Origin of the sequence: Streptomyces sp. NPDC046727, assembly GCF_040645635.1 — a bacterium.
Lineage (GTDB): Bacteria > Actinomycetota > Actinomycetes > Streptomycetales > Streptomycetaceae > Streptomyces.
This window is the reverse complement of record NZ_JBEYYR010000073.1, coordinates 1-13,471: the sequence shown is the minus strand read 5'-3', so window position 1 is coordinate 13,471 and position 13,471 is coordinate 1. Positions and strand designations below refer to the sequence as shown.

14 protein-coding genes are annotated in these 13,471 nt (G+C 71.5%); 5 read left to right on the top strand and 9 right to left on the bottom strand.

What is annotated here, in order from left to right; translation table 11 throughout:
• Positions 1 to 122: 122 nt before the first annotated feature.
• The 6 genes from ABZ937_RS42295 to ABZ937_RS42270 form a co-directional block, all read right to left on the bottom strand.
• Complete coding sequence (locus ABZ937_RS42295) at positions 123 to 722, bottom strand: 2'-5' RNA ligase family protein (protein WP_361700886.1); 600 nt, start codon at positions 720 to 722, stop codon at positions 123 to 125.
• Between the two features lie 77 nt (positions 723 to 799).
• A complete protein-coding gene (locus ABZ937_RS42290; protein WP_361700883.1) occupies positions 800 to 1,039 on the bottom strand; it encodes a hypothetical protein in 240 nt (79 codons plus the stop codon).
• Between the two features lie 53 nt (positions 1,040 to 1,092).
• Complete coding sequence (locus ABZ937_RS42285; RefSeq protein ID WP_361700880.1) at positions 1,093 to 1,968, bottom strand: carbohydrate ABC transporter permease; 876 nt, start codon at positions 1,966 to 1,968, stop codon at positions 1,093 to 1,095.
• A complete protein-coding gene (locus tag ABZ937_RS42280; protein ID WP_361700878.1) occupies positions 1,965 to 2,882 on the bottom strand; it encodes a sugar ABC transporter permease in 918 nt (305 codons plus the stop codon). Before ABZ937_RS42280 ends, ABZ937_RS42285 begins: the two co-directional genes overlap by 4 nt.
• A 5-nt stretch (positions 2,883 to 2,887) precedes the next feature.
• A complete protein-coding gene (locus ABZ937_RS42275) occupies positions 2,888 to 4,186 on the bottom strand; it encodes an extracellular solute-binding protein (RefSeq protein WP_361700876.1) in 1,299 nt (432 codons plus the stop codon).
• Between the two features lie 180 nt (positions 4,187 to 4,366).
• Positions 4,367 to 5,140 carry a polysaccharide deacetylase family protein gene (locus ABZ937_RS42270; protein ID WP_361700873.1) on the bottom strand — a complete coding sequence of 258 codons (774 nt, stop codon included), beginning with the start codon at positions 5,138 to 5,140 and terminating at the stop codon, positions 4,367 to 4,369.
• A gap of 240 nt (positions 5,141 to 5,380) precedes the next feature.
• Here ABZ937_RS42270 and ABZ937_RS42265 point away from each other — a divergent pair, with 240 nt between their 5' ends.
• From ABZ937_RS42265 to ABZ937_RS42255, 3 genes are read left to right on the top strand one after another with little or no spacing between them, the layout of a single operon-like run.
• Positions 5,381 to 6,115 carry a hypothetical protein gene (locus tag ABZ937_RS42265; protein WP_361700870.1) on the top strand — a complete coding sequence of 245 codons (735 nt, stop codon included), beginning with the start codon at positions 5,381 to 5,383 and terminating at the stop codon, positions 6,113 to 6,115.
• Between the two features lie 23 nt (positions 6,116 to 6,138).
• Positions 6,139 to 7,377, top strand: coding sequence for a sensor histidine kinase (locus ABZ937_RS42260; RefSeq protein ID WP_361700867.1), 1,239 nt, complete (start codon positions 6,139 to 6,141; stop codon positions 7,375 to 7,377).
• On the top strand, positions 7,374 to 8,075 hold the full coding sequence (locus tag ABZ937_RS42255) for a response regulator transcription factor (RefSeq protein ID WP_361700864.1): 702 nt from the start codon (positions 7,374 to 7,376) through the stop codon (positions 8,073 to 8,075). The genes ABZ937_RS42260 and ABZ937_RS42255 overlap by 4 nt, the downstream gene beginning before the upstream one ends.
• Positions 8,076 to 8,165: 90 nt before the next feature.
• Here the strand turns inward: ABZ937_RS42255 and ABZ937_RS42250 are convergent, their stop codons facing one another.
• Entirely contained in the window at positions 8,166 to 8,321 is a 156-nt protein-coding gene (locus ABZ937_RS42250) for a DUF6131 family protein (RefSeq protein ID WP_361700861.1), read from the bottom strand.
• 443 nt (positions 8,322 to 8,764) lie between these two features.
• On the opposite strand from ABZ937_RS42250, the gene ABZ937_RS42245 reads away from it, so the two are divergent.
• Entirely contained in the window at positions 8,765 to 9,637 is an 873-nt protein-coding gene (locus ABZ937_RS42245) for an SGNH/GDSL hydrolase family protein (RefSeq protein WP_361700858.1), read from the top strand.
• 28 nt (positions 9,638 to 9,665) lie between these two features.
• Here ABZ937_RS42245 and ABZ937_RS42240 read toward each other — a convergent pair whose 3' ends face one another.
• Together ABZ937_RS42240 and uppS are read right to left on the bottom strand one after the other, a co-directional pair.
• Positions 9,666 to 11,075 (bottom strand): oxygenase MpaB family protein, encoded by a 1,410-nt coding sequence (locus ABZ937_RS42240; RefSeq protein WP_361700892.1) that lies wholly within the window; start codon positions 11,073 to 11,075, stop codon positions 9,666 to 9,668.
• Between the two features lie 98 nt (positions 11,076 to 11,173).
• Positions 11,174 to 11,956: a polyprenyl diphosphate synthase gene (uppS, locus tag ABZ937_RS42235; protein ID WP_361700855.1), complete on the bottom strand. Its 783-nt coding sequence runs from the start codon at positions 11,954 to 11,956 to the stop codon at positions 11,174 to 11,176.
• Positions 11,957 to 12,298: 342 nt separating this feature from the next.
• On the opposite strand from uppS, the gene ABZ937_RS42230 reads away from it, so the two are divergent.
• The coding region (locus tag ABZ937_RS42230) for a serine hydrolase domain-containing protein (RefSeq protein ID WP_361700889.1) at positions 12,299 to 13,471 on the top strand (1,173 nt) is incomplete at its 3' end.

The following is a 13,471-nucleotide window of genomic DNA, read 5'->3' as shown; positions in this document are numbered from 1 at the left end:
GGGTGGGCCCCCAACACGGGCGTTTCCGCCCCCCGAGCCCCCGGGCCACGCCCCCCCTCGGCCCGGGCCGAGGGGCGCCTTCTGTCGAGCAGCTGCCGTCGGTGGTGCCACCCCGGCGACCGCTACGTCTGCCGAGGCCGGTGGATCTCGCCCGTGCCCAGTGTGATCAGGGCCCGGGGTCGCATGGGCTCGTCGCCGCGCCGGGAGAGCAGGGCCACTTCCTCGATCACCGCGGACAGCGTGCCGAGCCGGGCGTCACACTCGGCGGCAAGACCCTTCGGGTCCTGGGTGCGGCCGAGGGACAGATGCGGGGTGAAGCGTCCGCCGCGACCGTGGCAGAGCGGGAACCGCCGCTCCAGCTCCTGGTGGAGACGGGCCCACGGCGTCGGATCGGCCGCGGCGGGATCGAGCCACACCGTGCCGTAGTGCCGGTGCCGGAAGTAGCGCACACCGGCCAGGCGTGCCGTGAACGCCGGGCTCTGTGCCGCCGCGGCGGAGAGCAGCGGCAGGGCCCGCGCGAACTCCTCCTCCGGTACGAAGCCGAACAGCAGATTCACATGCGGTGGCCATCGTCGTACCTGCGGGTCGTGCTCCCAGCGGATGTCCTGGATCGCCGGCCAGAGGTCCTGCGGCGGCAGCCACGCCACCGCTGTCCGGGGCGTCGGCGCCACGGTCAGGGCGTCCACCGGCTCGGCCCCACCGAATGCCGGATTCCCGTTCACACAACCATGATCGAGAACTGGACGGTCGCTGACAACCCGAACGGGCCGTCACCATCACCCACGAGGCGCTCCGCACATCAGGGCGAGGTGCTGATCCGCAGCGTGGTCGCGCGCAGTACCCCTGCTTCACCCGCCAGCTCGCTCACCGCCGCGTTGAAGTCCTCAAGCCGTTCGGCCTCCAGGCCGGCGACGATCTCGTGCGGGTAGATCTCGCGCGCCAGCACCTTGCAGCCGGCGAGGCTGTGCTGTGTCAGGCGCTCGAGTACGTCATCACCGGCCGGGTCCACCTCGAAGAGAACGTACGCCCGCACGAGCACCGCCGATCACCTCACTTTGGCCTATTTCGGTCAAAGTAGCATCGAGCGCCGCGTCAGTCCTTCACCGCCCCGCCCAGCCCCGACACCAGCCGTCGCTGCACGAGTACGAAGAACACCAGCACCGGAATCGTCATCACCGTGGACGCCGCCATGACCCCGCCCCAGTCCGGCTCGTCGGGCTTGTAGAAGACGAGGAGGGCCATCGGAAGGGTCGACTGCGAGGTGTCGCTGATGATGAAGGACTTGGCGAACAGGAAGTCGTTCCAGGCAGAGATGAAGGAGAACACGCTCGTGGCCACCAGCCCGGGCAGGACCAGGGGGAAGAGGATCTGCCACAGGAATCGCCCGCGGCTCGCCCCGTCCAGGTACGCGGCCTCCTCCAGGGACTCCGGAACGGCTTTCACGAACCCGCGCAGCATCCATATCGCGAACGGCAGGGAGAAGGCGGTGTGCGGCAGGATCAGCGAGCCCAGCGTGTTCAGCTGACCGAAGTCCCGCATGAGGAAGAACAGGGGGATGGTGAGTGCCTCCACCGGCACCATCTGGGCCATCAGGAACATGATCAGCAGGGTCGTCCGGAAGCGGAACCGGAACCGTGTCACGGCGGTCGCGGCGAGAAAGGCGATCAGCGCGGAGGCGATCACGACACTCACGGCGACGACGAGACTGTTCACGAAGTACCGGCCGAATTCATGCTGTTCCAGCACCCGCCGGAAGGAGTCCAGCGAAGGGGACGACGTCCAGGGCCGCGGTTGCGTGGACTCGATCTCCCCGGCGGGTCTGAACGCGCTCAGCAGCATCCAGTAGAGGGGGAAGGCGACGACCGCGGCGACCAGCAGCGCGGTCACCTCGGCGGCCAGCCGCCAGGGGCGCCGCACCGGACCGCGTACCACCCCGTCACGGACCAGCGGACCACGTACGGGACTCACAGCTCCTCCCCTTGGCGGCGCAGCAGCCGCAGATACCCGAGCGTGACGGCGAGCAGGATCAGCAGCATCACCACGCCGATCGCCGAGCCGAGGCTGTACTGCGAGGACGCGAAGGCCTTCTGGTAGGCGTAGACGTTCAGGACCAGGTTCTGCCCGGCGATGCCGCCACCGTTCGTGATCACGTAGATCTGGGTGAAGACCTTGAAGTCCCAGATGACCGACTGGACGGTGATGATGACCAGGATCGGCCTCAGGACCGGCGTCAGCACCGAGCGCCAGATCCGCCACTGCGAGGCGCCGTCCAGGGCGGCGGCCTCCAGGATCTCGCCCGGCACGGCGCGGATGCCGGCATAGACGGTGACCATCACGAACGGGAAGGAACACCAGACCACTTCGAGCAGGACCAGCAGGAAGGCGCTGTAGCGGCCGTACGTCCACGAGAAGTCGCCGAGCCCCAGCAGGCGGTCGACCGGTCCGAAGTCGGGGTCGAAGAGGAACAGCCAGACCGTCGAGCCGGTGATCGTCGGGGTCGCCCACGCCCCCAGCGCGGCCAGCATCAGCGCGAGCCGGGGGACCGCGCGGACGCGTGTGAGCAGGACGGCGAGAGCGCACCCCACCACCAGCGTGCAGACCACACAGGCCGCCGCGAAGCCGACCGTCGCCAGCAGCACCTGCCGGAACTGGTCGTCGGCGAACAGCTCGGTGTAGTTGGCCAGGCCCCGGAAGCGGGTCGGCTCGCCGCCGCTGACCTGGGCCTGGGTGTATTCCAGGAACGAGATCAGCCCGAGCTGGTAGACGGGGTAGACCAGCAGGCCGCCGAGGACGACGAGGGCGGGGGCGAGGTAGAGCCAGGGGGTCCAGCCTCCACGGGGGCGCGGTCCTCGGTGGCGCTTCGGAGGCGCCGCGTCCGTCATCCGCGTCACCCGGCGGACCCGAACGCGTCGTTCATCTTCCTCGCCGCGTCCTCGGCGGCGTCCGTCACGTCCTTCTTGCCGCTGGCGATCTCCTGGAACATCGTCGGCAGCACCAGCGAGGAGTCGATCTGCGCCCAGGCGGGCGAGGCCGGGACGAACTCGGTGCCGGCGGCGAGCGTCTCGACGAACGGCTTCACGAACGGCTCCCTGGCCGCAGCCTGCTGCCGTACGTCCGTGAAGGTCGGCAGGAAGCCCATCGCGTCGAAGAGTGCGCCCTGCGTCCTCTTCGAGGCGAGCCGCTTCATCAGGTCCACGGCGAGCGTGCGGTGCGAAGTGCTCTTCAGTACGCCGATGTTGTTGCCGCCCGCGAAGGCCGGCGCGATCGATCCGGACCTCACCCCCGGCAGCGGAACCACCGCGTACTTCCCCTTGACCTTTCCGGCCTCCACGGCGGCGTGGCTGAAGTCGCCGCCGATCGCCATCGCCGCCTTGCCGGAGGCGAAGGCGGTCACCGTGTCGTTGCCGCCCATGCCCGCGCACTTGGCGGCGGGGCAGTTGTCGTCGCCGAAGAGAGAGGTGTACGCCTCGATGCCCTTGCGGGCGGCGGGGCTGTCGATGGCGGAGGCGTACGAACCGCCCTTGCCGGTGGCCAGTTCACCGCCGTTGGCCCAGATGAACGGCATCGCGCCGTAGGTGTAGGCGCCGCCGACGGCGAGGCCGTACAGGTCGGGCCTGGCGGCCCGGATCTTCTTCGCGGTCGAGATCAGCTCGGACTGCGACGTCGGTACGCCGAGGCCGAGTTCGCGGAAGACATCGGTCCGGTAGTACAGCGCGCGGACGCCGACGAAGTACGGCGCCCCGTAGACCCTGCCGTCCACGGTGACCGACCGCCGGGCGGTCGGGTCGGTGTCCTCGGCCTCGCTCCAGGAGCCGAAGTCCCGGGTGACGTCGGCGAGTCCGCCGTCCTTCACATAGCCGGCGGTGTCGGTGTTGCCGTACTCGATGACGTCCGGCGCGGACTTCGGGTCGTTGAAGGCGGCCTTGATGCGCTGGGCGCGGGTCTCCACGGGGATGTACTCGACGGTGACGTCGGTGCCCTGGTGCGCCTTCTCGAAGTCGGCGAGGACCGCGTCGACGACGCGCTCCTTGGGTTGGTTGTCGACCTCCTGGAAGAGCCAGACGCGCAGGGTGCCGGTCTTCTCGTCCTTGCCGGAGGCGGAGTTGCCGGAGGTCTGGGGCGCGCAGGCGGTGACCAGGGCGGCCGCGAGCGCGAGGGGCCCGACACAACGGACGGACAGCTTCATGGAGTGCCCCTCCGATGAGGCGTTGCAGCATGTGCAATGACTGTTTCGCTGTGCACAACACCACGGAGGCTAGAGACTGCATGAACACGCCCACAAGAGGTCTCAACCACTCTGTGACCGGCGGACGCAGGCTGTGCAACGCCCCAGGAGCACAAAGGCCCTCAGGGCGCGCAAAACCCCTCAGCGCACCGGGAAACCGAACGCGTAGCCCTGCTGCTTCAGCCACGGCAGCAGGGTGCGCAGCGCCACCACCGTCTGGGAGCGGTCGCCGCCCGCGTCGTGGAAGAGGATCGTGGGCCCGTTGCTCAGCTGCCCCTTGACGGTCGCGATGATCGCCTCGCTGCCCGGCCGCTCGAAGTCCTTGGAGTCGACGTTCCAGCCCAGCGGTCGCATCCCGTGCGAGGCCGCCAGCTTCCGGCTGTACGGCGTGAACGCGCCGCCCGGAGCCCGGTAGTACATCGGCCGTACGCCCCCGGAAGCCTTGGTGATCTGCTGTTCCGCGTCGACGATCTGCTGCGACTGGTAGGCCTGGGACTTGGTGTCCATGGTGGTGTCGTGCGACACGGTGTGGTCGCACAGCCGGTGCCCGGCGGCCACCACCTGCTTGACCAGATCCGGGTGCGCCTGCGCCTGGGTGCCGACCATGCAGAACGTGGCCTTCACGCCGTTGTCACGCAGCACTTGGAGCACCTGCGGGGTCCAGACCGGGTCCGGGCCGTCGTCGATGGTGATGTTGACCGCGTGCTCGCCCCGGTCGGAGGCGTGGACGATGGTCGCCGACACGGCTGCCGTCTTCGGTGCGGCGGGCCGGGCGGAGGCACCCGGTGCGGCGGACCCGCCGCCGGTCTGACCGGCCTGCGCGGTCCACACCGAGGTGGCGGCGGCCACCGCCGTGACGCCGACCGCCGCAGCGACCACCCGGCCGTACCATCCCCGCCCGCCATGCCGCGCCATGTCCGTCCCGCCCCCTGGTGTGTCGAATGGTTCCGTGCACCTGGCAGGACGGCCGGGAGAGATCGCGGGATCCCTCTGTTACAGATCACGGACAATTCCGAGGCGACTCCGGGACAGACGCCTTCCGGCGGCGGCCGGCGGCCGTAACGGCGGGCCTGACGCGGTACGACCACGGTCCGACCTGGAAGTGTGGTCCGTACTCCGACGACGCGGCGGGTGCGGCGGCAGCATCGTTGCGCCATGACCCTCACTTCTTCGTCAATCGCCGCGCGACGGCCTGCCTTTCCGGGACGCTGGGTGGGCGGCGCGTCCTTCGTCGTCGGGCCCCTGCTGGTGCTCTCCGGCGTACTGCTGCGAGCGCGCTTCGGCTTCCTCTTCCCCGCCCAGCTGACGGCGTACGAGCATCATCCGGACCTCATGACAGCGTCGTACAGCCTGATGTCCGCGGGGTGGATGCTGCTCTGGCCGGGCGTCGCGCTCCTTGCCGCCCGCATCGCCGCGCGGTTCCCGGAGACGGCGGTGTGGGGCGGCGTCCTCACCGTCCTGGGCCTGTTCGCCCGGGTGTTCCACGCGGGTGTGGACCACGCGGGCTTCCGGCTGGTGACGGCCCAGGGTGCGGCGTCGGCGACGCGCACGGTGAGCGAGACCTACGGCGCGTTCCATGTCTTCAGCGCGCTGAACGCGGCTGTCATGGGCGGCTGGATCCTGCTGGCCGTCGGCGCCTACCGCGCGCGGATCCTCGGCCCCCTGCGTGCGGTGGCCCTGGCTCTCGCGGCGGCGATGCCGCTGGGAGTGCTGAAGGGGACTACGGCCTGGTCGGTCGTGGCTGCCGCGGGGCTGTGTGCGGCCCTCGTGCCGTTGGGCGTGACCGCGTTGCGCACAGGGCCGGCCCCGCGGCCGGCCACGGTCGCCGGGAGGCTCGCGCTGGTGAGCGTCGTGAGCGTCGCGATGTTCCTGTTCGGGCAGGCCGGATGAGTGCCCGTCGGTATCGTCGTGCGATGCGCATAGTGCCGTGGCGCCCGGGGACCGGGCCGCATCTGCTGATGCTCGACGCCTGCGTGGGCGGTGTCGTGGCAGCGGCGTATGCGGCGCTGGCCGGGCAGAGCGCGTCCGACGGCCTGCCCGGGTTCTCCGGCCCGGTGTGGGTGGGCTGGCTGGTGGCCGTGTGGGTGGGTGGGCCACTGGCCGTTCGGCGGCTGTGGCCCTTGCCTGCCCTGGTGGCGGTTCTGGGCGGCACGGCTGCGGCCAACCTGCTCGACATCACCCGCGATCCCTACGTCGCCCCGGCCCTGGCGCTCTACGCGGTGGCGCTCCTGGAGCGGACGCGCCGGGCTGCCGGGGCTCTGGCCACGGCATTGGTCGTCTCGGCGGCCGCGGTCGTCGTCGGCGAGGCCGTCCTGACACCGTCCGGCCCGTGGTCGGAGGCCGCCGGAACCGCGGCGCTCGTCTGGCTGGTGCTCGGTGCCGCGTGGGCCGCCGGACGCGTCGTGCGGGAGCGGCGGGTCCGGGCGGCCCGCCGGGAACGGCGCCTGGCCGAGGAGGCGCTGGCCGAGGAACGGCTGCGCATCGCCCGCGAACTGCACGACATCGTCTCGCACAGCCTCAGCGTGATCGTCGTCAAGGCGGCGGTCGCCGACCACGTGGCCGACGCACGCCCCGAGGAGACGCGCGACGCGATCCAGGCGATCGAACGGACCGGCCGGGAGGCACTCGCCGAGATGCGGCGCGCCCTGGGGATGCTGCGCGGCGACACGGCCGGGCAGGACACGACCAGTGCCGGCGCTGCGGAGACGGCGCCCCCGCCCGGACTGGACGACCTGCCCTCACTCGTCCGGCGCGCCGAGCAGGCGGGCATCCGTACCGCACTGCGCACCCGGCTGACGGCCGCCCTTCCCACGGGGACGGGCCTGACCGTGTACCGGATCGTGCAGGAGGCGCTGACCAACGTGATCAAGCACGCCGGCGACGGAACGCACTGCGAGGTCACGATCACCGCTGACTCCCGTGGAGGAGTGCGCATCGAGGTGGTGGACGACGGTGCGGGGAACGCGGTCGGGACCGGACGTACGGATCTCAAGGGCGGCCATGGACTCATGGGGATGCGAGAGCGCGTGATGATGTACGGGGGGACGCTGGAGGCCGGTCCCCGGCGCGGCGGCGGGTTCGCCGTGTCGGCTCGCCTCCCGGCCGAACCCGTGCACGGCACCGCGCCGGGCCGGAGGGAGACCACCGCGTGACCGAGCCGATCCGGGTACTCGTCGCCGACGACCAGTCCCTGCTCCGAGGCAGCTTCCGGGTACTCATCGACACCGCCGCCGGGCTGACCACCGTCGGCGAGGCCGGCACCGGCGCCGAAGCGGTCGAGAGCGCGCGGCGCCTGCGCCCGGACGTCGTGCTCATGGACATCCGGATGCCCGGCATGGACGGGATCGAGGCGACACGGCAGATATCCGGCTCTCCCGGCACGGCGGAGACCCGCGTCCTCATCCTGACCACGTTCGACCTCGACGAGTACGTGTACGGCGCGCTGCGGGCCGGAGCGGCCGGCTTCCTCCTCAAGGACACCTCTCCCGGGGTCCTGCTGGAGGGCATCCGCACGGTCGCCGCCGGAGAGTCCCTCCTCGCCCCCTCGGTGACCCGGCGCCTGATCGCCGAGTTCGCCCGGCTCCCCCGTGTGCACCCGGCGCCCGGCTCCTCGCTGGACGACCTCACGGACCGCGAGCGAGAGGTTCTGCTCCTCGTGGCCCGTGGCCTGTCCAACAGCGACATCGCCGAGTACCTCCACCTCAGCCACGGCACCGTCAAGACCCACATCGGGCGGCTCCTGAGCAAGCTGGGAGCGCGCGACCGGGCGCAACTGGTGATCAGCGCCTACGAATCAGGGCTCGTCACCGCGACCCGCACTCCGGGGAGCGGGGCCCGGCCCGGGAGTTGAGGCGCCCCCTCCCGGCCCGCCCCGGAGAGGGCGGGCGAGGAGGGGGCAGGTGTCGCTGCTCACCGGCAGCGGCCATTCAAGAGCGACTGCTCACCAATAGTGGCGGCGACCGGCGATCGCGTGCCCCATGGACCCCATGATCCACAGGATGGCTCCCACCACCAGCAGGATCACGCCGATGGTCCACAGGATCGATATGCCTGTGACGAGGCCGATGATGAGCAGGATGATGCCGAGGGCGATCATGAGGTGCCTCCAGCTGTAGTGATGCTCCTGCTCTACGAGTGCCCCCGATGCACGCGCCCTATCAGGGCGCTCCGAGTTTCAAGAAGTTCTGTCGTCCATGTTGACTCGTCGTTGCGGCGGCCTCACATTACCTAGCGGTAGAACCCAGCGGTAATCCCGCGACCGGTATCTCGTGGCCGTCGTGCGTGCGCGCCCTCTCCCACGCCCCGTCGGCCGGCACGCCCTCCGCACGCCTCCGCTCGATCGAGCCGCCTCGTTCCACGCGATCCCGCACGTCCGTCCCTCGCAATCCGGCACGCCCGTTCGTCAGGGATCCCGCACGCCCGTTCGTCGCGATGCCGCACGCCCGTGGCACCGCCATGCCCGCCTGTGCCGTGCCCCACGCCCCGCGCCCCATATTCCGTGTCCCGTGTCCCGTGTCCCGTCCCGAGAAGGGGGAGCACATGCCCATGCCTGCCCTGCGCCGTGTCCTCACCGCGACGTCAGCGGCCCTCGGCGCGCTGGCCCTCGGCCTCACCGCAGCCCCCGCCCAGGCCACCACGCCCCTCGACTACGCTGCCCTGGGCGACAGTTACAGCGCCGCCTCGGGTGTCCTTCCCGTCGACCTCACCAGCCCGCTCTGCCTGCGTTCCACGGCCGACTACCCCCACGTCATCGCCTCGCGGACGGCAGCGCGCCTGACGGACGTCACCTGTGGTGCCGCCCAGACCAAGCACTTCACCGAGTCCCAGTACCCCGGCGTCGCCCCGCAGATCGACGCGCTCACCGCGGACACCGACCTGGTGACCCTGACGATCGGCGGGAACGACAACGGCACCTTCATCAACGCCATGATCGCGTGCGGCACCGCGGGCGTCTTCAGCGGCGGCCAGGGCAGCCCGTGCAAGGACACGTACGGTTCGTCCTTCGACGACGCGATCGACGCCAGCACCTATCCGGCGCTGAAGTCCGCGCTCCGCAGCGTCCGCGCCAAGGCCCCCGACGCCCGGGTGGCGGTGCTCGGCTACCCGTGGATCACGCCCGCCACGGCCGACCCGTCCTGCTTCGCCAGGCTGCCGGTCGCCCGTGGCGACGTGCCGTACCTGCACGCCCTGCAGGCGCACCTCAACGCCGTGGTCGAGCGCGCCGCCGAGGAGACGGGGGCCACGTACGTGGACTTCGCCGAGGTGTCCGCCGGGCACGACGCGTGTCAGGCCGTCGGCACCCGGTGGATCGAGCCGCTCCTGTTCGGGCAGAACATCGTCCCGGTCCACCCCAACGCCCTCGGCGAGCGGCGCATGGCCGAACGCACCATGAGCGTCCTCGGCCTCGGCTGACCGGGCGCCGCTCCGCCAGGGCCGGGGCTCACGCGTCGGCGAACAGCGGGTCGTACGGCGTCGAGCGTGTACGGCCCGACATGAAGGACAGGAAGTCCCGCACGAAAGCGCCGCGTGCGTACGTGCCGTCGGTACCGGGCATGTCCCGTCGGAAACCCCGGCGGAACAGGGCCCGGTACTCGTGCGCGTCGACGCGCTGGTCGCCGTTCGTGTCGGTGACGTCGAAGAGGACCTCGGCGACCCTGATCAGGGCGGGGCCGGCGAGCGTCGGCACGGCCGCGGCGTATTCCCGGGCGCTGACACGGCCGTCGCCGTCGGTGTCGAGAGCCGCCTGGAGCTCCCGCCACCAGCCGGCGAAGGCGTCGTAGAGCCGGGTCTCCTCCGGTTCGTCCAGGTCGAGACGGCCGGCGATCTCCCGGGCCATGGCGGCGAGGTCGGGCCAGTCCACGTAGCCGTCCCCGGTCTGGTCCAGCACCGCAGCGAAGAACTCCTCCGCGCGCCACGGCGGCTCGGTCGCTCCGTCCGCTTCCGGTTCCGGCGGAAGGGGCACGAGCAGCCGGACCAGGGCGCCGGCCCGCTTCATCCGGTCCCGCAGTGCCCCGATCGTCCGGGCCCGGGGGTCGTCGCTGTCGGGGGAGAGCGTGAGCAGCTTGGCGACGCTCTCGGTCTGGAGCAAGCCGTCCGGGAGGAACCGCGCCAGGCCGGCGGCCAGGTAGGCGCTCTGCATCAGGGTCTGGGCGCCGGGCATCTCGGGCAGTCCCGCCCGTCGGCGGAAGGGCTCCGGAAGGGACGCCACGGTGATCACCCCGATGAGGGGGCCGACGATCGCGCGGCCCGCCGCCCACATGGTGGGCAGACCCTGCAGCAGCGGCGGCGCGGGAAGATGGTCGAAGAGCTTGTAGAGGATGACGCGCATCGCCTCGGTGTTCTCCAGCTCGTCCTCGACCACGCGGTCGAAGTACGGCCAGAACTCCTGGACCGTGGCCGGGAGACGGCCGGGATCCCCGTCCAGCGCGGCGAGGTAGGCCCGGAACTCGGCGTACAGCTGCTCCATCGTGGTCTGGTCCAGGGGCTGCCCGCTGAGGCGGCACATCGTGACGCTGCTCTCGAAGACGGTCGCGACCACCCAGGCCCGGACCTCCGGATCCATCGCGTCGTAGGGCCGGTCCCGGGCGTCGGTGCCCGACAGCCGTGTGTGCAGCCGGTTGAGCCGTGCCGCCTCCCGGTGCCGCACCTCGTCGTCGGCGCCGAACATGCGCTGCAGGCTCACGAGTGTGTTGCGCAGCCGGCGCCACGGGTGGGTCACGAACGTCGAGCTGTCGACCAGGGCCGCCCCGACCTGGGGGTGCGCGGCCTCCAGCACGGTCGCCCGGATGATGGCCAGCGCCCAGCGCGGATCGTTGAAGAACGCGTGGAAGCGGCTGCCGGGCCCGAACAGCGGCGGGGGATCCTCGTCGTACTCGGACGGCCCGGGTTTCCCGTCGCGGTGCCCGGCACCGGCGCCGGTGTTCCTGGGTTCCTCGCTGGCTGTGTCGGTCACGGTCGTTCCTCTCCGTTCGCGTTCGGCGTCACGCCGCCGAAGCGGCGATCGCGCTGCTGATAGGTGTGCAGGCACTCCAGGAAGTGCGGTGCCCGGAAATCGGGCCAGAGGACCGGTGGGAAGATCCACTCCGCGTAGGCGACCTGCCAGAGCATGAAGTTGGAGATGCGCTGCTCCCCGGAGGTCCGGATGGCGAGGTCCACATCGGGGGTGTCGGGAAAGGGCAGATGGGCGGCGAAGCACCGCTCGTCGACGGCCTCGGCGGGCACTCCGCTGCGGATCAGCGAGCGGGCCGCCGCCACGATGTCCCTGCGTCCGCCGTGGTCGAAGGCCACGGTCAGCGTCATGCCCCGGTTCTCGCTGGTCAGGGTCATCAGATCGGCGAAGTCCCGGGTCAGCGCCCGGGGGATGCGCGGATCCGCCACCCCCAGGAACCGGCAGCGGATCCCGCGCGCGTGCAGCAACGGCGCGTGCTTGCGCACGACGCGGCGGACCAGCCGCATCAGGAAGTCGACCTCGGCGCCCGGGCGTCGCCAGTTCTCGGTGGAGAACGCGTACAGGCTCAGCCACTGCACGCCGGCCGTCCGTGCCGCTTCGATGACGTCGATCACCGTCGTCTCCGCCGCGCGGTGACCCGACGTACGGGGCAAGGAACGCCGCGCCGCCCAGCGGCCGTTGCCGTCCATCACGCACGCCACGTGCCGTGGCACTCTTCGGCGCCCTCCGAGTTCCTCAACCGTCAACGCCCGGCCTCCAGCGACAATGATCTGACTCCTCATCAACTTCCTGGCCAGCCAGCCCTGTTCGGGAGCAGGCCGGGTCACGATCAGCAGAGTGCCAGTGCCCGCAACCGCAGGCGGCGCGGGCGCCCTCGGTTCACCCTTGGTACTGCTGTCTGACGTCGTGATCACATGCCGCCCCGCGAGGCAAACCTGGTCGAGGCCACGAAGGGGGGCTCGCCTCCGCTCGCGCGCTGGGGCTGTCCCCCGCTCCGAAGCGCCTGCCTGCCGGAGTGAGTACGGTGCGGGCGGTGCCTAGCGTGATGTCACATGGTGATCTCCTTACCGACCCCTTCACCCCGCCGGCGTACCGGCCTCGTGGCCGCGGCCCTGGCCTGCCTGCTGACCACCGCCCCCGCTGCCGCCGCGCAGCCCGAGCGGGACGCGCCCGGCGCGTGCGGGCCACACCCGGCACTGGCCCGGTCCGTGCACCACCTGGTGGCGCACGACCGGATCGCGGGCGCTGCGGTCCTGGTCACCGGCGCCGGCCCGGACGCCCCCTGCGCCCGCTGGACGGTGACCGACGGCGAGGCCGATCTGCGCACCGGCCGCCCCATGAACACCACCGACCAGCTGCGCGTCGGCAGCGTCACCAAGACGTTCACCGCGACGGTCGTCCTGCAACTCGCCGCCGAGCGGCGGCTGTCCCTGGACGCGCCCGTGGAGCGCTACCTGCCGGGCCTGATCCGCGGGGGCGGACACGACGGCCGCCGGATCACCGTACGGCAGATCCTCCAGCACACCAGCGGACTGCCCGACTACCTCGACGCACCCGAGTGGGAGCACCCCGAGCGGGTCCGGTACCGCCACTTCGCGCCACGTCAGCTCATCGCCCGCGCCCTGCGACTGCCGCGCCCGCAGCACGCCTGGCACTACGCGACCACCAACTACCTCGTCGCCGGACTGATCGTCCGGGAGGTCACCGGCCACAGCCCCGAGGCGGAGATCACCCGCCGCGTCATCGCGCCGCTCGGCCTGCGCGACACCTACTGGCCGGGTGACGACCCCCGCATCCAGGGCCCGCACTCGCACAGCTACTTCACCGCGGAGGACGGCCGCCGGGCGGACGGCACCGCCTGGAACACGACCTTCGGCGGTGTCGGCGGCGCCCTCGTGTCCACGCCGGCCGACCTCACCCGGTTCGCCCGAGCGCTGTTCACCGGCCGGCTGCTGCCCGCCCCGCAACTCGCCGAGATGCGGCGCACGGTGGCCGCGGACCCCGACCGGCTCTGGCCCGGCGCCCGCTACGGGCTCGGCCTGATCTCCTCGCCGCTGTCGTGCGGCGGCACCTGGTGGGGCCACGCCGGGACCGTGCCCGGCGGCCACCGGGCGCTGGTCGCCGTAGGCCCCGACGGCCGCGATGTCGCCGTCGCGCTGAACGAGGTGCCCGCCACGCTCCAGGCCGAACGGGACTTCCTCGACGTCATCGACAAGGCCCTCTGTGAGGGCACCACCCCGACCGGCAGCCCCACGTGGCCGGCCACTTCGGCGACCGACAGGTATCCGCCCGCGCAC

Coding starts and splice junctions, on each gene's coding strand:
- ABZ937_RS42280 (WP_361700878.1), bottom strand. CDS start 2,882: ATGACGGACGCGGCGCCTCCGAAGCGCCACCGAGGACCGCGCCCCCGT.
- ABZ937_RS42275 (WP_361700876.1), bottom strand. CDS start 4,186: ATGAAGCTGTCCGTCCGTTGTGTCGGGCCCCTCGCGCTCGCGGCCGCC.
- ABZ937_RS42270 (WP_361700873.1), bottom strand. CDS start 5,140: ATGGCGCGGCATGGCGGGCGGGGATGGTACGGCCGGGTGGTCGCTGCG.
- ABZ937_RS42265 (WP_361700870.1), top strand. CDS start 5,381: ATGACCCTCACTTCTTCGTCAATCGCCGCGCGACGGCCTGCCTTTCCG.
- ABZ937_RS42260 (WP_361700867.1), top strand. CDS start 6,139: ATGCGCATAGTGCCGTGGCGCCCGGGGACCGGGCCGCATCTGCTGATG.
- ABZ937_RS42250 (WP_361700861.1), bottom strand. CDS start 8,321: ATGATCGCCCTCGGCATCATCCTGCTCATCATCGGCCTCGTCACAGGC.
- ABZ937_RS42245 (WP_361700858.1), top strand. CDS start 8,765: ATGCCCATGCCTGCCCTGCGCCGTGTCCTCACCGCGACGTCAGCGGCC.
- uppS (WP_361700855.1), bottom strand. CDS start 11,956: ATGAGGAGTCAGATCATTGTCGCTGGAGGCCGGGCGTTGACGGTTGAG.